Origin of the sequence: Micromonospora sp. DT48 (assembly GCF_049844495.1) — a bacterium.
Taxonomy (GTDB): Bacteria; Actinomycetota; Actinomycetes; order Mycobacteriales; family Micromonosporaceae; genus Micromonospora.
Genome location: NZ_JBNCLE010000012.1, coordinates 97,950 through 117,377, shown reverse-complemented (window position 1 = coordinate 117,377; position 19,428 = coordinate 97,950). Strand labels below are relative to the sequence as shown.

The 19,428-nt window shown below is 72.2% G+C and carries 23 protein-coding genes; 9 read left to right on the top strand and 14 right to left on the bottom strand.

Annotation, left to right across the window (positions count from 1 at the left end; all coding sequences use genetic code 11):
* The first annotated feature begins 61 nt into the window (after positions 1 to 61).
* Positions 62 to 751 carry a response regulator transcription factor gene (locus ACLQ2S_RS16565; RefSeq protein WP_309223214.1) on the top strand — a complete coding sequence of 230 codons (690 nt, stop codon included), beginning with the start codon at positions 62 to 64 and terminating at the stop codon, positions 749 to 751.
* A gap of 17 nt (positions 752 to 768) precedes the next feature.
* Positions 769 to 2,184 carry a HAMP domain-containing sensor histidine kinase gene (locus tag ACLQ2S_RS16560; RefSeq protein ID WP_155217897.1) on the top strand — a complete coding sequence of 472 codons (1,416 nt, stop codon included), beginning with the start codon at positions 769 to 771 and terminating at the stop codon, positions 2,182 to 2,184.
* A 244-nt stretch (positions 2,185 to 2,428) separates the two neighbouring features.
* Here ACLQ2S_RS16560 and ACLQ2S_RS16555 read toward each other — a convergent pair whose 3' ends face one another.
* Complete coding sequence (locus tag ACLQ2S_RS16555; protein ID WP_425701993.1) at positions 2,429 to 3,454, bottom strand: adenosine deaminase; 1,026 nt, start codon at positions 3,452 to 3,454, stop codon at positions 2,429 to 2,431.
* A 312-nt stretch (positions 3,455 to 3,766) separates the two neighbouring features.
* Here ACLQ2S_RS16555 and ACLQ2S_RS16550 point away from each other — a divergent pair, with 312 nt between their 5' ends.
* A complete protein-coding gene (locus ACLQ2S_RS16550; RefSeq protein WP_155217895.1) occupies positions 3,767 to 4,750 on the top strand; it encodes an aldo/keto reductase in 984 nt (327 codons plus the stop codon).
* An 83-nt stretch (positions 4,751 to 4,833) separates the two neighbouring features.
* A complete protein-coding gene (locus ACLQ2S_RS16545; protein ID WP_155217894.1) occupies positions 4,834 to 5,028 on the top strand; it encodes a hypothetical protein in 195 nt (64 codons plus the stop codon).
* A 96-nt stretch (positions 5,029 to 5,124) separates the two neighbouring features.
* Here the strand turns inward: ACLQ2S_RS16545 and ACLQ2S_RS16540 are convergent, their stop codons facing one another.
* From ACLQ2S_RS16540 to ACLQ2S_RS16510, 7 genes are all read right to left on the bottom strand, one after another.
* On the bottom strand, positions 5,125 to 5,328 hold the full coding sequence (locus ACLQ2S_RS16540; RefSeq protein ID WP_011905669.1) for a cold-shock protein: 204 nt from the start codon (positions 5,326 to 5,328) through the stop codon (positions 5,125 to 5,127).
* Positions 5,329 to 5,615: 287 nt separating this feature from the next.
* Positions 5,616 to 5,888, bottom strand: a complete 273-nt coding sequence (locus ACLQ2S_RS16535) for a DUF4235 domain-containing protein (protein WP_309223212.1) — start codon at positions 5,886 to 5,888, stop codon at positions 5,616 to 5,618.
* Complete coding sequence (locus ACLQ2S_RS16530; RefSeq protein ID WP_155217892.1) at positions 5,885 to 6,199, bottom strand: DUF3618 domain-containing protein; 315 nt, start codon at positions 6,197 to 6,199, stop codon at positions 5,885 to 5,887. Before ACLQ2S_RS16530 ends, ACLQ2S_RS16535 begins: the two co-directional genes overlap by 4 nt.
* Positions 6,196 to 6,666 (bottom strand): phage holin family protein, encoded by a 471-nt coding sequence (locus tag ACLQ2S_RS16525; protein WP_155217890.1) that lies wholly within the window; start codon positions 6,664 to 6,666, stop codon positions 6,196 to 6,198. The genes ACLQ2S_RS16530 and ACLQ2S_RS16525 overlap by 4 nt, the downstream gene beginning before the upstream one ends.
* A 147-nt stretch (positions 6,667 to 6,813) precedes the next feature.
* On the bottom strand, positions 6,814 to 8,028 hold the full coding sequence (locus tag ACLQ2S_RS16520; protein WP_309223211.1) for a mechanosensitive ion channel family protein: 1,215 nt from the start codon (positions 8,026 to 8,028) through the stop codon (positions 6,814 to 6,816).
* Between the two features lie 137 nt (positions 8,029 to 8,165).
* Positions 8,166 to 8,987: a DUF1206 domain-containing protein gene (locus tag ACLQ2S_RS16515; RefSeq protein WP_425701992.1), complete on the bottom strand. Its 822-nt coding sequence runs from the start codon at positions 8,985 to 8,987 to the stop codon at positions 8,166 to 8,168.
* Positions 8,988 to 9,043: 56 nt separating this feature from the next.
* On the bottom strand, positions 9,044 to 9,400 hold the full coding sequence (locus ACLQ2S_RS16510) for a hypothetical protein (RefSeq protein WP_309223210.1): 357 nt from the start codon (positions 9,398 to 9,400) through the stop codon (positions 9,044 to 9,046).
* Positions 9,401 to 9,472: 72 nt separating this feature from the next.
* Here ACLQ2S_RS16510 and ACLQ2S_RS16505 point away from each other — a divergent pair, with 72 nt between their 5' ends.
* Complete coding sequence (locus ACLQ2S_RS16505; protein WP_155218121.1) at positions 9,473 to 9,754, top strand: GNAT family N-acetyltransferase; 282 nt, start codon at positions 9,473 to 9,475, stop codon at positions 9,752 to 9,754.
* Here ACLQ2S_RS16505 and ACLQ2S_RS16500 read toward each other — a convergent pair.
* Positions 9,738 to 11,258 carry a glycoside hydrolase family 3 protein gene (locus tag ACLQ2S_RS16500; protein ID WP_155217886.1) on the bottom strand — a complete coding sequence of 507 codons (1,521 nt, stop codon included), beginning with the start codon at positions 11,256 to 11,258 and terminating at the stop codon, positions 9,738 to 9,740. The genes ACLQ2S_RS16505 and ACLQ2S_RS16500 overlap by 17 nt on opposite strands.
* 137 nt (positions 11,259 to 11,395) lie before the next feature.
* On the opposite strand from ACLQ2S_RS16500, the gene ACLQ2S_RS16495 reads away from it, so the two are divergent.
* From ACLQ2S_RS16495 to ACLQ2S_RS16485, 3 genes are all read left to right on the top strand, one after another.
* Positions 11,396 to 11,518, top strand: a complete 123-nt coding sequence (locus ACLQ2S_RS16495; protein ID WP_255456639.1) for a hypothetical protein — start codon at positions 11,396 to 11,398, stop codon at positions 11,516 to 11,518.
* Between the two features lie 278 nt (positions 11,519 to 11,796).
* A complete protein-coding gene (locus ACLQ2S_RS16490; protein ID WP_425701991.1) occupies positions 11,797 to 13,428 on the top strand; it encodes a RecQ family ATP-dependent DNA helicase in 1,632 nt (543 codons plus the stop codon).
* A gap of 125 nt (positions 13,429 to 13,553) precedes the next feature.
* Entirely contained in the window at positions 13,554 to 14,057 is a 504-nt protein-coding gene (locus ACLQ2S_RS16485; protein ID WP_309223279.1) for a hypothetical protein, read from the top strand.
* A 66-nt stretch (positions 14,058 to 14,123) separates the two neighbouring features.
* Here ACLQ2S_RS16485 and ACLQ2S_RS16480 read toward each other — a convergent pair whose 3' ends face one another.
* Positions 14,124 to 14,888, bottom strand: coding sequence for an ABC transporter permease (locus ACLQ2S_RS16480; protein ID WP_425701990.1), 765 nt, complete (start codon positions 14,886 to 14,888; stop codon positions 14,124 to 14,126).
* Positions 14,881 to 15,843, bottom strand: a complete 963-nt coding sequence (locus ACLQ2S_RS16475; RefSeq protein ID WP_155217882.1) for an ATP-binding cassette domain-containing protein — start codon at positions 15,841 to 15,843, stop codon at positions 14,881 to 14,883. The genes ACLQ2S_RS16480 and ACLQ2S_RS16475 overlap by 8 nt, the downstream gene beginning before the upstream one ends.
* Before the next feature lie 94 nt (positions 15,844 to 15,937).
* Between ACLQ2S_RS16475 and ACLQ2S_RS16470 the strand changes: the two genes are divergently transcribed.
* Positions 15,938 to 16,729 carry a TetR/AcrR family transcriptional regulator gene (locus ACLQ2S_RS16470; protein WP_425701989.1) on the top strand — a complete coding sequence of 264 codons (792 nt, stop codon included), beginning with the start codon at positions 15,938 to 15,940 and terminating at the stop codon, positions 16,727 to 16,729.
* Between the two features lie 9 nt (positions 16,730 to 16,738).
* Here the strand turns inward: ACLQ2S_RS16470 and ACLQ2S_RS16465 are convergent, their stop codons facing one another.
* From ACLQ2S_RS16465 to ACLQ2S_RS16455, 3 genes are read right to left on the bottom strand one after another with little or no spacing between them, the layout of a single operon-like run.
* A complete protein-coding gene (locus ACLQ2S_RS16465) occupies positions 16,739 to 17,722 on the bottom strand; it encodes a DNA topoisomerase IB (RefSeq protein ID WP_425701988.1) in 984 nt (327 codons plus the stop codon).
* Entirely contained in the window at positions 17,706 to 18,659 is a 954-nt protein-coding gene (locus ACLQ2S_RS16460) for a glycosyltransferase family 9 protein (RefSeq protein ID WP_309223206.1), read from the bottom strand. The genes ACLQ2S_RS16465 and ACLQ2S_RS16460 overlap by 17 nt, the downstream gene beginning before the upstream one ends.
* On the bottom strand, positions 18,656 to 19,360 hold the full coding sequence (locus tag ACLQ2S_RS16455; RefSeq protein ID WP_309223205.1) for an SDR family oxidoreductase: 705 nt from the start codon (positions 19,358 to 19,360) through the stop codon (positions 18,656 to 18,658). Before ACLQ2S_RS16455 ends, ACLQ2S_RS16460 begins: the two co-directional genes overlap by 4 nt.
* Positions 19,361 to 19,428: the final 68 nt, after the last annotated feature.

Here is a 19,428-nt window from a genome sequence, read left to right as displayed (position 1 = left end):
GACCGGTTCCGGGGGCGGGCCGCAATGTCGCCGCGCTTGCCGTCCCGAGTACCGTGCTTGGGTGGCCACCGTCCTCCTGGTCGAAGACGACCATGTCGTACGCGGCGCGATGCTCCGATCCCTCACCGACCGGGGTCATGCCGTCCACGCGGTGGGTACCGCCCTGGACGCGCTGCGCCGGGTCGCCGCGGAGACGCCGGACCTGGTCGTGCTCGACCTCGGGCTGCCCGACCTGGACGGCTCGGACGCCCTGCGGATGCTGCGCGGCATCACCGACGTGCCGATCATCATCGCCACCGCCCGCGACGACGAGCAGTCCGTGGTCAAGCTGCTGCGGGCCGGCGCGGACGACTACATGATCAAACCGTTCACCGGCGCGCACCTGGACGCCCGGATCACCACCGTGCTGCGCCGGGCGGGTCGGGCCAGTCGGGCCAGCCAACCCGCCGTGCACACCGTGGGCGGGTTGCGGGTTGACGTCGGCGAACGCAGCGCCCACCTCGACGGTGAGGCACTGGCCCTGACACGCAAGGAATTCGACCTGCTGGCGTATCTCGCCGCCCGCCCCGGCCGGGTAGTGTCCCGGCGGGAGCTCTTGGAGGAGGTATGGCGGCAGCCGTCGGTCGGCGAGGATCAGACCATCGACGTTCACCTGTACTGGCTACGGCGCAAAATGGGCGAGTCCGCGGCGAAGCCGCGCTACCTGCGCACCGTGCGGGGGGTGGGCTTCCGGCTGGTGGCGCCGGACTGAGGAGGACGCTGGCCCTGTTGACGGCCGGCGTGGGCACCCTGCTGGCACTGGCCTTCCTCGTGCCGCTCGGGCTGACCCTCAGCGGGCAGGCCCGCGAGGAGGCGATCGCCGACGCGGCGCGGCGCAGCGCGCTGGTGACCGGGGCGCTCGCGATCAGCACCGACGCGGAGACGGTGACCCGGGCGATCGAGGCCAGCGGAGACGACCCGGCCACCCGGCCGGTGGTGCACGGGCTGGACGTGGACGCCTCCGCCGGACGGGCCGATGCGGCGCAGCTGGACCAGGCCCGCGAGCAGGGCCGCTCGCAGGTCGTCGACGTCGACGGCGGGGTGCTGCGGCTGGATCCCGTGGTGTTGGGCGAGCAGACCGCCGTGGTGGAGGTCTTCGTCCCGGACGCCGTGCTCGACGCCGGTCGCGGTGGTCGGTGGCTGCTGCTGGGCGGGGTGGCCGTCGCGCTGGTGGGCGCCGCGATGCTGGTGGTGGACCGCGTCGCCGCCCGAGCGGCGGACGCCAGCCGGGGCCTGGTGAAGGCGGCCCTCGCGATCGGCGACGGTGACCTGGGCGTACGCGTCGAGCCGCACGGCCCGCGCGAGCTGGCCGAGGCCGGTCACGCGTTCAACCGGATGGCGGAGCGGCTGGTCGCGGCGCGCACCGAGGAGCGGGAGCTGGTCGCGGACCTGTCCCACCGGCTGCGTACCCCGCTGACCGTGCTGCGACTCGACGCCGAGGCGTTGGAGTCCGACGACACCAGCGTGGGTTCGTTCAGCCAGGCCGAGCTGGACTACCGGCGCGGCATCCGGCGCATCCGGCAGGCGATCGTCACCCTGGAGGGCGAGATCGACGTGCTGATCAAGACCACCCGCAAGGCGGTGACGACGACCGAGACCGCTCCGGCGATGTGCGACGTCAGCGAGGTCGTACGGGACCGGATGGTGTTCTGGGCGGCCCTCGCCGGTGACCAGAACCGCCCGCACCGGGTCTGCGGTGCCCAGTTGCGCATTCCCGCGCCGGTACCCCGCGCTGAGCTGGCCGCCGCCCTGGACGCGGTGATCGGCAACGTGTTCCGCTACACCCCGCAGGGCACCGCATTCGAGGTGGCGGTGTCACGCCGCGACGGGTACGTGGCCATCCGGATCGACGACGCCGGCCCCGGCATCGCCAACCCGGACCGGGCGCTGCGGCGCGGTGCCAGCGACCAGGGCTCCACCGGGCTCGGGTTGGACATCGCCAAGCGGGTGGCGTTGCAGGCCAACGGATCGGTCAGCATCGACCGGGCACGGTTGGGCGGTGCCAGTGTGGTGATGTTGCTGGCCGACCCGGAGGCGACACCGCGCCAGGTCAGCCGATTCGGTCTGGTGGGCCGGATGGCTCGGGAGGGCCGGGAGCAGAAGAGCGGACGCCGCTGGCCCCGGCAACGGCCGACGGACGGCTGAGTGCGTTCGTCACGGCCCGTGGCGCGATCGTGGCTCCGGGCTGTGCGACGGCGCAAGTCTTCCTTAGATCCGAATTAACCCCGTTCTCGCCGACCGGTCTGGCTGTCAGGATCTCAGCGAACCCAGCAGTTCCACCAGCCTGTCGCTTCCAGCGCACGCGGCTGGTGGAACTGTGCGCGCGGCGGGAGTCACGGTCCCCCCACACCTCCTCCCGCCGCGCGCCACCTGAGCGGTGCCGACGGCGTCAGCCGCGCCGACCGGCGAGATAGGTGTCGATCTCCCCGAGGATCCGCTGCTTGCCGGGCTCGTCAAGGAAGGACACGGAGACCGCGTTGCGGGCCAGCGCGGCCACCCCCTCCTCACCGACGTCGAGCAGGCGCGCGGCGACCACGTACTCGTCGTCCAGGGTGGTCCCGAACATGGGCGGGTCGTCGGAGTTGATGGTCACCAGCACCCCGGCGTCGACCAACCGGCGCAGCGGGTGCTCGTCGATGTGGGCGACCGCCCGGGTACGCACGTTCGACGTCGGGCAGACCTCCAGCGGAATCCGGCGCTCCACCAGATGGGCGAGCAGTTCCGGGTCCTGCGCGGCGGAGATGCCGTGGCCGATACGTTCGGCACCCAGCTCGCGCAGCGCGTCCCAGATCGTCTGCGGGCCGGTGGTCTCCCCGGCGTGCGGCACCGAGCGGAGCCCGGCCGCGCGTGCCTGATCGAAGTACGGCTTGAACTGCGGCCTCGGTACACCGAGCTCCGGGCCACCGAGGCCGAAGCTGATCAGCCCGTCGGGTCGCTGGTCGAGCGCGATCCGCAGCGTCTCCTCGGCCGCCGGCAGGCCCGCCTCGCCGGGAATGTCGAAGCACCAGCGCAGCTCGATGCCGAAGTCGGCGGCGGCCCGCTTGCGGGCGTCCTCGATCGCCTCGCAGAACGCGGGTGCCGGGATGCCGCGTCGCACGTGCGAGTAGGGCGTCACCGTCAACTCGGCGTAGCGGACCTGCTGGCGGGCCAGCTCCCGGGCCACCTCGTGGGTGAGGATCCAGACGTCGTCCGGGTCTCGGATCAGGTCCACGACGCTCAGGTACAACTCGATGAAGTGGGCGAAGTCGCGGAAGACGAAGTACTCGGCCAGCAGCTGCGGGTCTGCCGGGACGGGGCTGCGCCCCTCGTGCCGGGCGGCCAGCTTGGCCACGGTGTCGGGTGAGGCGGAGCCGACGTGGTGAACGTGCAGCTCCACCTTCGGAAGTCCGGCGATGAAGGAACGCAGGTCGGTCACGAGTTCTCCTGGGTGAAACCGGTATGGACGACGAGGATTACCCGCCGGAACGGGGCGTGCGCCTGGCCGTGACGCATCGGGTACGCCTCGGTGCGACGTGACACCGGAGCGGACGGGCCGGTGGTGCCCGGTCGCGGCCCGGTGCGGTCGGCCCCACGTAAGTCGGTCCGCGTCGCGCGGCAGGTGCACACCCGTAGTCTTCCAGGCCGCCCCGGGCGGGCGGCGGTGACCAGCGCCCCGGCGCGGTCGGCCGGTCCCGTCGCGGGCGGCCCGGCTCCCGGTCACGGCGAGCGGGGTCACTAGGCTCACCGTATGGAGCAACGCACGTTCCCCCGCATGGACCGCCGGATCGGCGTGGTCGGGCTCGGCGCCTGGCAGCTCGGCGCCGACTGGGGCACGGTGACCGAGGACGACGCGATGGCGGTGCTCGCCGCCGCGGTCGACGCCGGGGTCACCTTCCTCGACACCGCCGACGTATACGGCGACGGGCGCAGCGAACAGCTGATCGGGCGGTTCCTGGCGGCCCACCCCGACGCCCGGCTGACCGTGGCGACCAAGATGGGCCGGCGGGTGGCGCAGACACCCGAGGCGTACACCCTGGACAACTTCCGCCGGTGGACCGACCGGTCCCGGGCGAACCTCGGCGTGGACACGTTGGACCTGGTGCAGCTGCACTGCCCGCCGACGGCCGTCTTCACCACCGACGAGGTCTACGACGCCCTCGACACCCTGGTGGCCGAGAAGCGGATCGCCGCGTACGGCGTCAGCGTCGAGACCTGCGACGAGGCGCTGGCCGCGATCGCCCGGCCCGGGGTGACCAGTGTGCAGATCATCCTCAACGCGTTGCGCCACAAGCCGCTCGAACGGGTGTTGCCGGCCGCCTCGGCCGCCGGGGTCGGCATCATCGCCCGCGTCCCGCTGGCCAGTGGGCTGCTCTCCGGCCGGTACGACGAGCACACCACCTTCGCCGCGGACGACCACCGCACCTACAACCGGCACGGTGCGGCGTTCGACGTCGGCGAGACCTTCTCCGGCGTGGACTTCGGCACCGGTCTGGCCGCCGTACGGCGGATCGCCCCGCTGGTGGGCGAGGAGCGCACGATGGCCCAGTTCGCGTTGCGCTGGGTGCTCGACCAGCCGGGCGTCACGGTCGTCATCCCCGGTGCCCGCGACGCGGCCCAGGCCCGCGACAACGCCGCCGTGGCCGGTCAACCACCACTGTCCACCCAGGAACTCGCCGAGGTGGCGGCGGTCTACGACGACCTGATCCGCCCCCAGGTGCACCACCGATGGTGAGCGGCGGCCCCGCCGGTGGCGGGCCAGACGGCGGACCTGACGGCGGCACGCCCGGCGGCGGGCCACAACAGAGGGAGACCGCGATGAGCGGCTGGTTCCGGCTCACCCTCGGCCTGCTGGCCGTCGTCGTGGGCGCGGTCTGGACGGTGCAGGGCCTCGGCTACGTCGAGGGCAGCGTGATGACCGACCAGCGTGTCTGGGCGGTCATCGGACCGCTGCTGGTGCTGGTCGGATTGGTGTTGCTCTGGCTCGGCGTACGCGCCCGCAACCGTCGTTGACGCATGATGCGGAAAGCCCCGCGTCCGTCGGGACGCGGGGCTTCGCACTGATTCGGGGACTGCCTCGCCACTGGCCGGCGGTCGCCGACCGGTGCCTCAGAGGGGGCGGACCTGCTCGGCCTGCGGACCCTTCTGGCCCTGGGCGATTTCGAACTCCACCCGCTGGTTCTCCTCCAGCGTGCGGTAGCCGCTGGTCTGGATGGCCGAGAAGTGGACGAACACGTCAGCACCCCCGCCGTCGACGGTGATGAAGCCGAAGCCCTTGTCAGCGTTGAACCACTTCACGGTTCCCTGCGCCATGTGTATCTCCTTCTAAAACTGGCGGCCGAGCACACCGTGCGGCCGGTTGGCCGTTTTCGAGCAGCGGTGCCTGAGGCGGCCCCCGGTGAAGGAGACTTCTCTCAACCCACGCCATCTCTCAACAGCGTGGAACAGCAAACCACGTACGCAAAAACTCTGCACAGCCTACCGGACGAAATTCTCCGACATGTGACCTGACGGATGCGTCAGATCGGTCGCGCGGCGGCGCTGAATAAGGCAAAAGGCCCCCTCACCGAGACCTGGTGAGAGGGCCTTGCCAGCGCACTTCAGTCCGGCCAACGACCGGTCAACCGGCGTACACCGACCGCGCCACCCCGGTCCACCGCAGCGCGTACGACGGAGAAGATGGCGCCCTGCAAGGCGGCTGCCGCGAGGATCTCGCCCCACCGGCGGTCCTCGTCGGTCGGGTTGGGCGCCTCACCGTCACCGGCGGTCATCTTCCACACCTGGCGGAAGACCGCGCCCGCGATCGCACCGGCGGCGAAACCCATCAGCACGCCCACCGGTCTGTAGGCGACCTTGCCGATTCCCTTGCTCACCCACGCCTCCCTCTAATGATCATCAACACCACGGCGGCGGCGAGCGCGCCGGCCGCGAGTGCGATGAACGGCGTCGGGCCCTGCCGGGTCCGTCCCTGCTGAAGGTCGAGACCAGCCTGGGCGCGCACCCGGGCGACTGTCAACGCGGCCTGCTCGCGTACCCGTTCCCGGGCCTGGTCCGCCGAGGAGAGCAGCCGCTTCTTCACGTCCGCCTTGGCGGCCAGCGCCTCCATCGTCTCGCCCAGTTCCACCCGGGTGCGCCGGATCTCCTCCCGCAGCGCCTCGGTGTCGCCCGTACCGTTGCCTGTCATGCCCGTCCCCTGTCCTTCACCGCAGCGCTGACCACGTCGACGTCGGCCCGCAGGCTGCGCACGGTCGCCTCGGGCACCGGTGGGACCGCGCGACTGACCCGGCGCTTGCCGATCAGCGCGAACACCCCGGCGACCAGGAACAGGGCCACCGCCACGATCAGGGCGGCCGCCCAGGCCGGCAGCACCAGGGCCAGCAGGAGGATCGCGGCGGTCACCAGGGCTCCCAGACCGAAGAAGGCGAGCGCGCCGCCCCCGGCGAACAGACCGACGCCGATGCCGGCCTGTTTGCCCTTCTCGGTCAGCTCGGCGCGGGCCAGCGCGAGTTCGTCCCGGACCAGGCGCGAGACCTGCTCCGTCGCCCGCTGGACCAGTTCGGCGGTGGACGGCTCGGTCCCGTTGTGGGAGGTACGCCCAATGTGGGGTGTACGCCCGTTGTGGGACGTGTGGGCGTTCGCCACGTCAGCCATGCTGTCCCCCTCTCGTCATCACCGCGCTGTATGCCCGGAGTCGCCGCTCGTCAATCCTGTTCCCGAAAAAGGGGGCAGAAGTGTCGGGCAGCACGTCCCCGCCAAACGGCGCGCCAAACCTCCACATCCGAGTGGATAACGAGATGCTCAGCGGCGAGGTTCGGCGGGCTCCCGAAGGTCGCCGGTCTCGTCGGGGCCGACGAAGGCTTCGTTGCGGGCCTCGCCGTCGTCGCTGCCGCCGAAGAGCCGGGCGTCGTCGGGGACCTCGGCCTCGGTGCGGCGGCGCGTCGAGGGTCGGGGCCGCACCCACTGCCACGGCAGGTCGCCTCCGGCATCGCCGACCTCGGTACGCAGCCGGGGCATCGCGGTGGGTCGGTGGTCGCGGATCCACGCGACCAGGTGCTCCCGCACCCGGCACCGCAGGTCCCACAGCGCGCCCGCGTTGGCGGCGCTCACCAGCGCCCGAATCTTGATCATGCCGCCGGTGGCGTCGGTGACCTGCAGGACGCAGACCCGGCCGTCCCACAGCTCGGTGCTCTCCACCATGCGGCGCAACTCCTCCCGCATGGCCTGCACCGGGACCGACCAGTCGACCTCGAACTCGGCGGTGCCCAGGACCGCCGCCTCGGTACGGGTCCAGTTCTGGAACGGTGTGCTGGTGAAGTAGGAGGTGGGCAGGATCAGCCGCCGGTCGTCCCAGATCTGGACCACCACGTAGCTGAGCGTCAGCTCCTCGATCCGACCCCACTCCCCCTCGACCACCACCACGTCGTCCAGGCGCACCGCGTCGCTGAAGGCGAGTTGCAGACCGGCGAAGACGTTGCCCAGCAGGCTCTGCGCGGCCAGGGCGGCGACGACACCGACCAGACCGGCACTGGTCAGCACACCGGCGCCGATGCCCCGCACGGCGGGGAAGGTCATCAGCATCACGCCGAGGGTCAGCACGACGATCACCACGATCGTCACCCGACGCAGCATCACCACCTGGGTGCGCACCCGCCGGGCGTGCCGGTTGTCCGGCACGTCCACCCGGAACCGGGCCAGCGCGGTGTCCTCCACCACCACCAGCAGCGAGGCGACCAGCCAGGCCACGGCCGCGATGACGGCGAGGAGCAGCAGATGCAGCAACGCCTGACGCCAGGCGGTGCCGACCGCGTACCCGGTGCTGAAGCGGACGGCGAACTGCACCGCGAGAACGGTGGTGGCGACCTGGAACGCTCGGTGCGAGTGCTCGGCCAACTCGGTCAGCAGTAGCGATCGGCGACCCCACCGGCGGGTGAGGCGATGCGCCACCTCCACCACGGCAAGGGCGATCGCCGCCCCGGCGAGCGCGGCGACGACCGTCACGAGGTAGCTGTGCACGTGTGTGTTTCTCCTTCCGACCCGACGGGCGACCCCCGACGGTGTCCGGCTTACAGGCGATCAAGATCCGGCAAAGGGGCTATCGTGCCTCGGATCGCCGTCGCCGGCCACCGTCGGGGGGCCTGCGGAGGAGAAGGTCATACCTTGCGGTAGCGGGACTGGACGAAGCAGTACGCGCCGAAGGCGGCGATGCCGAGCGCGACGAGGATGAGCAGGAAGGTGCCGAACGGCTGGTCCCGCAGCGTGCGCAGGGCGGCGTCCAGGCCCCGTGCCTTCTCCGGGTCGTAGTTCACCGCGGCGAGCACGACCAGCAGACCGGTGACCGCGAACGCGCTGCCCCGGGAGAGGTAGCCGGCCATGCCGAGCCGCCGGGCGAGCTGGGTGGTCTTGGCGTTCATCTCGCCGGTCTTCAGCCGCTTCATGAACTTCTTCTTGGCCCCGTAGATGGCCATCCCGACGCCGACCCCGATGAGCGCCAGGCCGGCGAGACCGATCAGCCACCGGCCACCGGTGGACTCCATCATCCGGGCGGTGAGCTCCTCCTGCTGGGAGGCGCTGTCGGAGTTGGCGTTCGAGAAGACCTTCCAGGCGGTCCAGGCCAGCCAGAGGTAGATGACGGCCCGGGCGGCGGAGACGACCCGTTCCTTGGTCCGGTCGTTGCCCCGCTCGGTGCGGTGCCCGACCGCCGCCTCGAGGGCCTGCCAGATCGCCATGGCGACCATGCCCACGGCGATGGCGATGACCACGAACTTGCCCATGGGTTGCGCGGCGAGGGTACGCAGCGCGCCGGACTGGTCGCCGTCGTCGGACGAGTTGCCGAACGCGATTTGCAGCGCCAGCCAGCCGAACAGCAGGTGCACGATCCCGTAGCCGATGAAACCGGCCCGGGCGAGGAGTTCCAGCCACCGGCTGTCGGCCGTACGGGCAGCGGTGGCTTCGGCGTTCCGGGTAAGAGACATGGCGCCTCAATCTCCGAACGCGAGGTTTTCCAAACGTGCCGGCCGCTCGGCTCGCGTCAGGCGCCGTTACGCGCGATGCGGACCTTCACCTCGGAATCGGTGACGCTGTCCAGGGTGACCGCGAGCCCACCGACGTCAGCCGCCTGCTGACCGACGGTGAGTGACAGCTGCTCCCCGCCGACCTCGATGGTGACCACGTCGTCCTGCGCCTCGACGAGTCGGGCCTCGACCCCGAGGATGCTGGCTCGGGCGTCCACGCCCCGGTCGAAGGTCACTGTGCAGGCGTCCAGCCCGCAGTTGGTGCTGGCCCCTTCCGAGCTGCAACCGGTCAGCAGCGCCGCGCTGAGCGCGAGACCGGTCAGCAGCCCGGCCACGCGGCCGGAGGTGTTACGGGCGAGGAGTCGATTCGTCACGGCGTTCAGCGTACGAGACCCTGGCGAACCGACCGGCCCGGCCGCAGGTCGGTGGACAATGCAGGGGTGAGCATGCTGGTTGAGGACAATCCCGCCAAACACCGCTTCGAGATCCTGGTCGACAACGCGTTCGCGGGCTTCACCGCGTACCTGCCCCGGGACGGGGTGCTGATCTTCACCCACACCGAGGTGGACTCGACGTTCCAGAACATGGGGGTCGGCGCGGCGCTGATGCGCAGCACCCTCGACCAGGTCCGCGAACGGGGCCAGCGGGTGGTGCCGCGCTGCCCGTTCATGGCCGCCTTCATCGAACGCCACCCGGAGTACGCCGACCTGCTCACCAGCTCGGACTGACCGGCCCGCCGGCGAGCAGCTCGGCGGCGGCCCGACCGGCGGCCCGGGTGGCGCCGTGGGTGGCGATGTGCACCGCCCCGGTGACCAGCGCGGGTACCCCGAGCTCGACGACCACCGCGTCGGGGCGGACGGCGAGCGCCCGGTCGACCGCGTCCCGCATCCAGGCGTGCCGGTGCAGGTCCCGCACCACCAACACCAGCGGTCGGCCGACGGCACCGGCGGCCGGGTCGACCGGCACTGAATTCTCGGCGTACCGGACGCTGGTGGTGCCCGGCACGAGGGCGGCCAGCGGCGCCGCCACCCCCCACGGGGTTTCCGACCCGATCGCGATGTTGTGTGGCGGCTGGAACTCCACCACGTGCGCCGGGGCGACCAACGGCACCCGGTCGGCGGTGGGGTCGGCGGTGGTGACCCGGACGGCGAGCCGGGCCGCCGCCAGCCCGATCGTCGAACCGGCACCGGCCCGGACGGTCCGCGTGCCGGTGGCACGGGCCGCCACCGTCCAGGCCGCGAGCTGCCCGACCCGCTTGGCCGCCTCGGCCAACCGCTCCTCCGGCAGTTCACCGGCGACGACCGCGTCGACGATGGCGTCACGCAGATGACGGGCGGTCTCCTCGTCGGCGTGCTCGCCGCCGACGCAGATCGCGTCGGCCCCGGCGGCGAGGGCACGTACCGCCGCACCGGCCAGACCGTAGCGGCCCGACACCGCGCGCATCTCCACCGCGTCGGTCACCACGACCCCTTCGAAGCCCAGCTCCTCGCGCAGCAGGCCGCCCAGGATCCGGTCGCTCAGGGTCGCCGGCAGATCCGGGTCCAGGGCCGGCACCAGCAGGTGTCCGGTCATCACCGCCTGGACGCCCGCCGCCACGGCGGCCCGGAACGGGGCCAGCTCGACGGCGTGCAACCGGGCCCGGTCGGCGTCGATGCGGGGCAGGGCGTGGTGGGAGTCGACGCGGGTGTCACCGTGGCCCGGAAAGTGCTTCGCGCAGGCGGCGACACCACCGGCCTGGAGGCCGCGTACCCAGGCGGTGGTGTGCCGGGCGACCAGGGGTGCGTCGGCACCGAACGACCGGACGCCGATCACCGGGTTGTCCGGATTGGAGTTGACGTCGACGTCCGGCGCGTAGTTCAGGGTGATCCCGACGGCGGCGAGTTCCTCGCCGAGGTCGCGGGCCACCTCCTCGGTGAGGGCCGGGTCGTCGACCGCGCCGAGTGCCAGGTTGCCCGGACGGGAGCTGCCCCGCCCGGATTCGACCCGGGTGACGTCACCGGCCTCCTCGTCGATGGCGACGATCACGTCCGGACGCTCCGCGCGCAGCGCGGCGGTGAGCGCGGCCACCTGGTTGGGATCGACGATGTTGCGGCTGAACAGCACCACCGAGCCGAGCCCGTCGCCGAGCCAACGGCGGATCCAGGCGGGCGGGACGGTGCCGACGAAACCGGGCTGTAGGACCGTGGCCGCCAGAGTCGCCAGCTGACCGTTGCGCTCGACTCGCTCACTCATTCGGCGCCGTACCCCCCGCAGTTTTCCGCCGTGGACTCCCCCGCCACCTGGCGGTGCAGACATGGTCACACCGCGCCACGCAATAGTCAATAAACCTTACAGTTGCCTTGGGGGCGCTGTCCCGCGACAGTGCGGGTATGGACCCCCTCCTGCTGGCCGACGCGACGAGCGCGGCCGACATCCCCGGCGTACGCCTGCTCGGCCTGGTCGTCGGCGGCCTGTTCCTGCTCCTCGCCATCCGCGCGATGTTCCGTCGCTGAACCGCCCGGAGCTACCCACGCCCAACCACCGCGCGACGCCGCTCCCCCGCGCAGCAGCGCCCACCAAGGAAATCTTGGACGGTTTCCGTTAGCGGCTAACGGCAACTGTCCATGATCGCGACGCCGCGTTCCGGCGGGCGGGAGATCGGGGCGCGAGCGAGCGGGGTGACGGAGCGGCAGCGGCCCGAGGACGCCGCCGAGCGGCGAAGGTTCCGGTCGACGGCGAGTTGATCGACTCGGGTTTCGGCGCGGAGCCACCCGGGTACCTGCGGCCTTCGATGAAGCTGACCACGCACTCGATGTCGTTGCGCCGAGCCGCGCGCAGCCTGTTCGGTTGGACCGCCCTGCGGCCCAACCAGTTGGCCGCGATGCGGGCCGTGATGCGCCGCCGCGACGCCCTGGTGGTGCTGCCCACCGGCGCCGGCAAGTCCGCGATCTACCAGATCCCGGCCAGCCTGATCCCCGGCCCGACCGTGGTGATCTCACCGCTGCTGGCGCTCCAGCAGGACCAGATCGCCGCGCTCAACGAGCGGCAGCGAGCAGAGCTGCGCGCGGTCCGGATCAGCTCCGACGAGACGGCGGCCCAGCAGGCCGAGGCGATCGCCGAGATCCGCGACGGGCGGGCGGAGTTCCTCTTCATCACCCCGGAGCAGCTGGCCAACCCCGACCGGATGGCCGAGGTCCGCGCCCTGCGGCCGGCGTTGGTGGCGATCGACGAGGCGCACTGCATCTCCGCCTGGGGTCACGACTTCCGCCCGGACTATCTCGCCCTCGGGCAGCTCATCGAGGGCATCGGCCGGCCTCCGGTGGTGGCGCTGACCGCCACCGCCTCCCCACCGGTACGCGACGACGTCGTCAGCCGGCTGCGGTTGCGCAAACCCGAGATCGTGGTGTCCGGCCTGGACCGGCCTAACCTGTTCCTGGAGGTGGCGCACTGCCCCACCGAGGACTACCGGTGGCGGCGGCTGATCGCCCTGCTGCGCGAGGACAAGCGGCCCGGCATCATCTACGTGCCCACCCGCCGCGCCGCCGAGGAGCTGGCCGCCCGGCTGACCGATTCCGGCTTTCCCGCGCAGTACTACCACGGTGGGATGGCGGCCAACGCCCGCTCCCGGCTGCACCAGGAGTTCCTCGCCGACCAGGTGCCGATCATGGTGGCGACCTCGGCCTTCGGCATGGGCATCGACAAACCCAACATCGCCTGGGTGGTGCACATGGCACTGCCCGACTCGCCGGACAGCTACTTCCAGGAGATCGGCCGGGCCGGTCGGGACGGCCAACCGGCCCGGGTGCTGCTGCTGTGGCAGGCCGAGGACGTCGGGTTGCAGCGCTACTTCAGCGGCGGCCTGCCCGACGCCACCGAGCTGCGCGATCTGGCCGCCGTGCTGCGGCAGGAACCCACCACCCGCAAGCAGCTGCGCGAGGTGACCGGGCTCGGCCCCCGCAAGCTCGGGCAGTACCTCGCCCTGTTGGAGCAGATCGGTGCCGCGCAGCAGCGCGCGGGACAGCGGATCGGCGCGCCGCGCTACGCCCCGACACCGGTCGACGCGGCGGCGGCAGCGGTGACCGAGGCGGAGCGGCAGCAGAGCCTGACCCGGTCGCGTACCGACATGATGCGCGCCTTCGCTGAGACCACCGCCTGCCGGGGCCAGACGTTGCTGGCCTACTTCGGCGAGCAGATGACCGAGATCTGCGGGCACTGCGACAACTGCCACGCGGGCACCAGCGTGCCCGACGACGGCTCGGTCGGCCCGTTCCCCGTACACAGCCAGGTGCGGCACGCCGAGTGGGGTTCCGGGCTGGTGCTCAGTTACGAGGAAGGGCGGATGACCGTCCTGTTCGACGAGGTCGGGTACAAGACGCTGTCGGTCAGCGTGGTGTCCGAACAGGGGTTGTTGACGCTGGACTAACCTGAGCCGGCCGCTGCCGCCCCGGACGGCACGTCGACTGGAGGTTCGCCACCGACGACGGGACGGGTCGGGCCGCGTGGGCGGCAGCAGACAACGACGTGAACGACGAGCGGGAGGGGCGGGTCGTGATCGAAGAACCGGCGTACACCGGTTTCGGTTTCTCCGACGAGGAGTGGGGGCTGTTGGTCGGCCTGCCACAGTCGGTGCTCACCGCGGCGAGCGCCGCCGAGTCCGACGGCACCCGGGCGACGATGGCCGAGGGCGCCGCCGGCCTGGAGACCATCTCCGGCGGTCGGGAGTCGGCCAGCCCGCTGGTGGCCGCCGTGGCCGGCGAGATCGTCAGCCGGGTCGGTGACCCGGAGGCCGGTGAGGAGCTGCCGCTCATCGCGCCCGCAGACCCGCGCGGCTACGCCGAGGACGTGCTGGGCCGGGCCAAGGAGGCGTCCGCCCTGCTGGCCGCCAAGGTGGACGAGGGCGAGGCGGGCGCGTACCGGCACTGGCTGGTGGAGATCGCCGATCAGGTGGTCACCGCGGCCAGCACCGGCGGCGTGCTGGGCCTGGGCGGCAGCGTGGTCAGTCCGTCGGAGCGCCGCTTCCGCGACCGGCTGGCCCAGGTCCTCAACGACTGAGCGACTCTCCGCCCGCCCCGTTGTCGGTGACGGTCTACCGACCGTCGCGGCAACGGGGCGGGCGCGTCAGGCGAGCCGACGGCGGAAGAGCACGCCGGACAGCAGCACGGCGAGGGCGAGCAGGCCGACACACCAGGCCGCCGCCTGGGTGGGTGCGGTACCGACCGGGGTGTCCAGCAACAGCCCGCGCAGGGACTCGATGACCGGCGTGACCGGCTGGTGCTCGGCGAAACCACGCAGCCAGCTGGGCATGGTCTCGACCGGCACGAAGGCGCTGCTCGGATAGGGCAGGAACATGACCAGGAAGGTGTAGCCGTTGGCGGCCTCCGGGGTCCGGGCCAGCAGGCCGAACGCCGCCGACAGCCAGGACACCGCCAGCAGGAACAGCAGCAGCACCCCGGCCGCGGCCAGCCAGCGCAGCGGCGCGACGGCCGGCCGGAACCCGATGGCGACGGCCACCCCCAGCACCAGCACGGTCGACACCGCGTTGCGGGCCACACTCGCCACCACATGCCCGGTGAGGATGGAGGTGGCATCCACGTCCATGGTGCGCAACCGTTCGATCATGCCGTTGGTCAGGTCCATGGTGACGCTGACCGCCGTACCGGCGGCACCGAAGCCGGCGCAGAGCAGCAGCACACCGGGCACCACGTAGGTCACGTACGCCGAGCCGGTCTCGATCGCCCCGCCGAAGAGATAGACGAAGAGCACCATCAGGATCACCGGCAGCAGCAGCGAGGTGAGCAGCGCGTCGATGTTGCGGCTGGACAGTCGCAGGCACCTGCCGATCATCACGGCGGTGTGCGTCGGGCGCAGGGTCAGCTCAGACACCGGCCACCTCCCGCTCGGGGCTCGGTCGCCCGGTCAGGGTGAAGAAGACGTCGTCGAGGGTGGCCTCCCGGACGGTGAACCGGACCACTGCGTCCCGGGACGGGTCGACCTCGTCGAGCAGGCTGCGGACCTGTGGGGCGCTGCCGTCGGTGGCCACCGACAACGCCAGCCGGGCGGGCTCGCGGTGGGTGACGCGGTCGCCCAACCGCCGCGCCGCCTCGGCGAGCGCGGCGGCGTCGCGCCAGGTCAGCTCCAACCGCTGGGCACCGAAGCGGCGTTTGAGGTCGGTGGCCGTCCCCTCGGCGACGAGTCCGCCGCCGTGCAGCACCATGATCTGGTCGGCGAGGCGGTCGGCCTCCTCCAGGTACTGCGTGGTGAGCAGCACCGTCACCCCGGCGTCGGCCAGCTCGCCGATCACCTCCCACAGCGCCTGCCGACTGCGCGGGTCCAGGCCGGTGGTGGGCTCGTCCAGGAAGATCACCGACGGGGAGCCGACCAGGCTGGCCGCCAGGTCGAGGCGGCGGCGCATCCCGCCGGAGTACGTCATCACCCGCCGCCGGGCGGCGTCGGCCAGGTCGAAGCGGTCCAGTAGCGCCGCAGCGCGGGCCCGGGCCGCCGGTGCCCGTAACCCGGCGAGCCGGGCCAGCATGGTCAGGTTCTCCACGCCGGTCTGCGTGTCGTCGAGCGCCGCGTGTTGTCCGGCGAGGCTGATCGTGCGGCGTACCCGTCGTCGCTCACGCACCACGTCGTGCCCGGCGACCCGGGCGGTACCCGAATCCGGCCGGGTCAGCGTCGCCAGGATCCGCACCGTGGTGGTCTTGCCGGCCCCGTTCTGACCCAGCAGGGCGTGCACCCCGCCGGTGGGTACCCGCAGGGTCAGCCCGTCGAGCACGACGAGGTCTGCGAAGGACTTGCGCAGGTCGACGAGTTCGACCGCTGGCGGCCCATGCACCATTACCACAACCCGTAATCTGTGTATGCCATACGCTTATATGCGTAGACAATACGCAGAAGTTATGCTGGCGGTCAACGCCGGTGTGGGAGGTGGAGTGGACGAACCCGACGTCGAGCTGCCCGAGAACGTGGCGTTCGCCTGGGGCCTTCGCGACCACCCGAGCCGTGGCCCGAAACGCAGCCTCAGCCTCGAACAGGTCGTCGCCGCCGGCATCCAGATCGCCCAGGCCGAAGGGCTGGCGGCGGTGTCGATGAGCCGGGTGGCCGGCGAGTTGGGCGTGGCGACCATGTCGCTGTACCGGTACGTGCCGACCAAACAGGACCTGCTCGACCTCATGGTGGACACCGCCTTCGGTCCGCCACCGGCCCCGCGCGGCGCCGACGAGGGGTGGCGGCCGGCACTGGCGCGATGGGGCGAGGGCAACGTCGCGGCGCTGCGCCGACAACCCTGGATGCGGCACGTGCCGATCAGCGGGCCACCCATCACCCCGAACCAGGTGCGGTGGATGGAGTACGGTCTCGCCGCGCTGCGCGGCACCCACCTACGGGCCAACGAACGGATCTCCGTGATCATGCTGGTCAGCGGGTACGCCCGCAGCTGGGCCACGCTCACCGCCGACATCGCCGAGGCCGCCGCCCGCACCGGGCAGACGCCCGAGCAGGTCGGCCAGCGTTACTGGCATCACCTCGCCAGGGTCACCGGCTCCGGCCCCTACCCGGCGATCCACGAACTGCTGGCCGAGGGCGACGATCACGACGACGGCGACATCGACCTCGAGTGGCGGTTCGGGCTGGGCCGGATCCTCGACGGCGTGGCCGCGATGATCGAGAAACGGGCCGAGGAGGCGGCCGACCCCGCCGGTGACGGTACGTCCGCCGACGATTGACGCCCCCGGTCAGCCCCGCGTCAACAGGGTCAACACCGCCCGTTCGGCCTGCTCCGCAGAGGTCCCCTCGGGCACCGGGGCGACCACACCGTCGTGGAACAGGTCCACCACCCTCGGATCCACATACGACGCCCGAGCCACCGTCGGCGTGTTACCCAACAGCTCCGCCACCTGCCGCATCACCGACGCCACCGCCCGACGGCGGGCGGTGGCCGACCGGGCGGAGGCGAGCGCGGACAGCTCCGTCGCCGCCCGTACCGTCGCATGCCAGGTACGGAAGTCCTTCGCGGTCATCTCACCGCCGCTGGCCTCACGGAGATAGTCGTTGACCTCGTCGGCCCGGACGTCGCGCCACTGCCGCCCGTCCCAGTAGCCGAACAACCGGTCAGCCGCCCGGCGACGCCGCCGCAGGTCGGTCAGCACCCGGCACAACTGCGGATCGGTGATCAACCGTGCCTGCTCGATGCCGCCCTTGGCCGGAAACTCGAACAGCACGCAGCCCCGGCGCAGCCGGGCGTGCTCCGGGCGCAGGGTCGCCACCCCGAACGTGGGATCGTCGCCCGCCGCGTACTGGTCGCTGCCGACCCGGAAGGCGCCCATGTCCAGCAGTCGGGTCACCGTGGCCAGCACCCGCTCCCGGCGCAGCCCCCGCACCGTCAGGTCGTGGCCGACCCGCTCGCGCAACACCGGGAGCCGACCCGCCACCTCCAGCACGTGGTCGAACTTCGCCTCGTCCTGCCGCTGCCGCCACATCGGGTGGTAGAGGTACTGTCGGCGACCGGCCGCGTCGACGCCGATGGCCTGGATGTGCCCGTTGGGATACGGCGAGATCCACACCTCCTGCCAGGCCGGCGGGATGACCAGTGCCCGCAGGCGGGCCAACTCGTCGGGATCGCGTACCGGCTCGCCGCGCGGGTCCAGGAACGACCAGCCGCTACCGCGCCGACGCCGCCGGTACCCGGGCCGACTCGGATCGCTACGCCGCAACCGCACGGTCCCCCCGCACCACCCGCTCCACGTCGTCGACGGCGGCCAGCACCTCGTCCACCCCGAGAGCGACCATCGTGGGATGGTCACCTACCCCGTCCCAGTCCGGCCATGCCCGCGCACCGGCCCAGAGCACCCGGTGTCGTCGACGTTCCGGCGGCGGCCCCCACCGGGCGGGCGGGACCGGACCGAACAACACCACCGACGGGGTGCGGTAACCGGTGGCCAGATGCGCCACGCCGGTGTCCCCGCTGACCACCAGGCGCGCACCGGCGATCAGCGCGGCGAGCCGGGCCAGGTCCGTCCGGCCGGCCAGCACCGAGGCGGCGGGCAACCCGGCCTGGTACGCGATACCGGCCGCCAGCGCCCGCTCCGCCGCGCTGCCGGTCACCACCACCCGGTGTCCCCGCCCGGTCAGCTCCCGGGCCAGAGCCGCGAACCGGTCCGCCGGCCAGCGCTTGGCCCGCTCCTTCGAGCCGGGATGCAGCACCGTGACACCGCTGGCCGTCACCGCTGCGTCCGGCCGACGCAGATCCAGGTCGCCCGGATCGGCCACGATCCCGTACCCGCGCAGCAGCCGGCACCAGCGCGACACCTCGTGCTCGTCATCGTGCCACGGCGGCCCGTCGACGTGCGCCGCCTCGGCGTTGGCGAACGCGAGCAGTCGGCCGGGGCGTACCGCCGCCAACAGCCGGTGCGACTGCGGCCCCTGGCCGTGCAGATTCACCGCCACCGTCACCCGCCCACCGGGGCGGTCCAGCCGCGTCAGGTCGGCGGTGGGCAGCAGCTCGTCCACCCCGCCGACCAGCTCGACGAGCGGACCGAGCCAGGCCGGCGCGGCGAGCACCAACCGCTCGTCCGGGTAGGCCGCCCGCAACGCCCGCAACGCCGGGACCGCAGTGGCGAGGTCACCGACGCCGAGGGCACGCAAGGCCAGGATCACGGGTACGACGTCTCCTGATCGGCGCAGACCACCATCTCGCGGATCGCGCAGCCGGCCGGCTGGGACAGCGCGAACATCACCGCGGCAGCGGTGTCGGCCGGATCGTTGAGGATCGCGTCCGGACCGGGCCGGTACTGCGCGTCACGCTCGTCGAAGAAGGCCGTCCGCATCCCACCCGGGACGAGCAGCGTGACACCGACCGAACCGGCCAGTTCGGCGGCGAGCGCCCGGGTGAACCCGACCACCCCGAACTTCGCCGCGCAGTACGCCGTCGCATCGCTGACCGCCTTGACACCGAGCGTGGAGGCCACCGTCACGACGGTGCCCCGGGAGGCCGTCAGGAACGGCAACGCGGCCCGGATCACCGCGGCGGTGGCCAGCAGGTCGACGGCGACGATCCGGTCCCAGGTCTCGCCGGGCACGTCGGCGAGCCGACCGGGCACGTCGATGCCGGCGGCGGTGACCACGCCGTCCAGCCCGCCCGCCTGCTCGGCCAGCTGGCGGGTGGCGGCCTCCGCGCCACGGGTGTCCGCCAGGTCGCACTCCACCCAGGGCACCCCGTCCGCCGGCGCCTGCCGGTCCAGCACCAGGGGCCGACCACCGGTGGCGGCCACCGCCGCCACCACGGCCGCGCCCAGTCCACTGGACCCCCCGGTGACCAGCACCGTCCGCCCGGTACCCGACCCACTCCTCGCACTCACCGGGAAACCTCCGTTCGCGACTGCGGGGCTCGCAACACCGGCTCACTCCTCGCACTCACCCGGAAACC

Bases quoted from the DNA above. Each gene is read 5' to 3' on its own strand.
- ACLQ2S_RS16550 (WP_155217895.1), top strand. From the start codon at position 3,767: ATGGAGCAACGCACGTTCCCCCGCATGGACCGCCGGATCGGCGTGGTC.
- ACLQ2S_RS16545 (WP_155217894.1), top strand. From the start codon at position 4,834: ATGAGCGGCTGGTTCCGGCTCACCCTCGGCCTGCTGGCCGTCGTCGTG.
- ACLQ2S_RS16540 (WP_011905669.1), bottom strand. From the start codon at position 5,328: ATGGCGCAGGGAACCGTGAAGTGGTTCAACGCTGACAAGGGCTTCGGC.
- ACLQ2S_RS16530 (WP_155217892.1), bottom strand. From the start codon at position 6,199: ATGACAGGCAACGGTACGGGCGACACCGAGGCGCTGCGGGAGGAGATC.
- ACLQ2S_RS16525 (WP_155217890.1), bottom strand. From the start codon at position 6,666: ATGGCTGACGTGGCGAACGCCCACACGTCCCACAACGGGCGTACACCC.
- ACLQ2S_RS16515 (WP_425701992.1), bottom strand. From the start codon at position 8,987: ATGTCTCTTACCCGGAACGCCGAAGCCACCGCTGCCCGTACGGCCGAC.
- ACLQ2S_RS16505 (WP_155218121.1), top strand. From the start codon at position 9,473: ATGCTGGTTGAGGACAATCCCGCCAAACACCGCTTCGAGATCCTGGTC.
- ACLQ2S_RS16500 (WP_155217886.1), bottom strand. From the start codon at position 11,258: ATGAGTGAGCGAGTCGAGCGCAACGGTCAGCTGGCGACTCTGGCGGCC.
- ACLQ2S_RS16495 (WP_255456639.1), top strand. From the start codon at position 11,396: ATGGACCCCCTCCTGCTGGCCGACGCGACGAGCGCGGCCGACATCCCC.
- ACLQ2S_RS16490 (WP_425701991.1), top strand. From the start codon at position 11,797: ATGAAGCTGACCACGCACTCGATGTCGTTGCGCCGAGCCGCGCGCAGC.
- ACLQ2S_RS16475 (WP_155217882.1), bottom strand. From the start codon at position 15,843: ATGGTGCATGGGCCGCCAGCGGTCGAACTCGTCGACCTGCGCAAGTCC.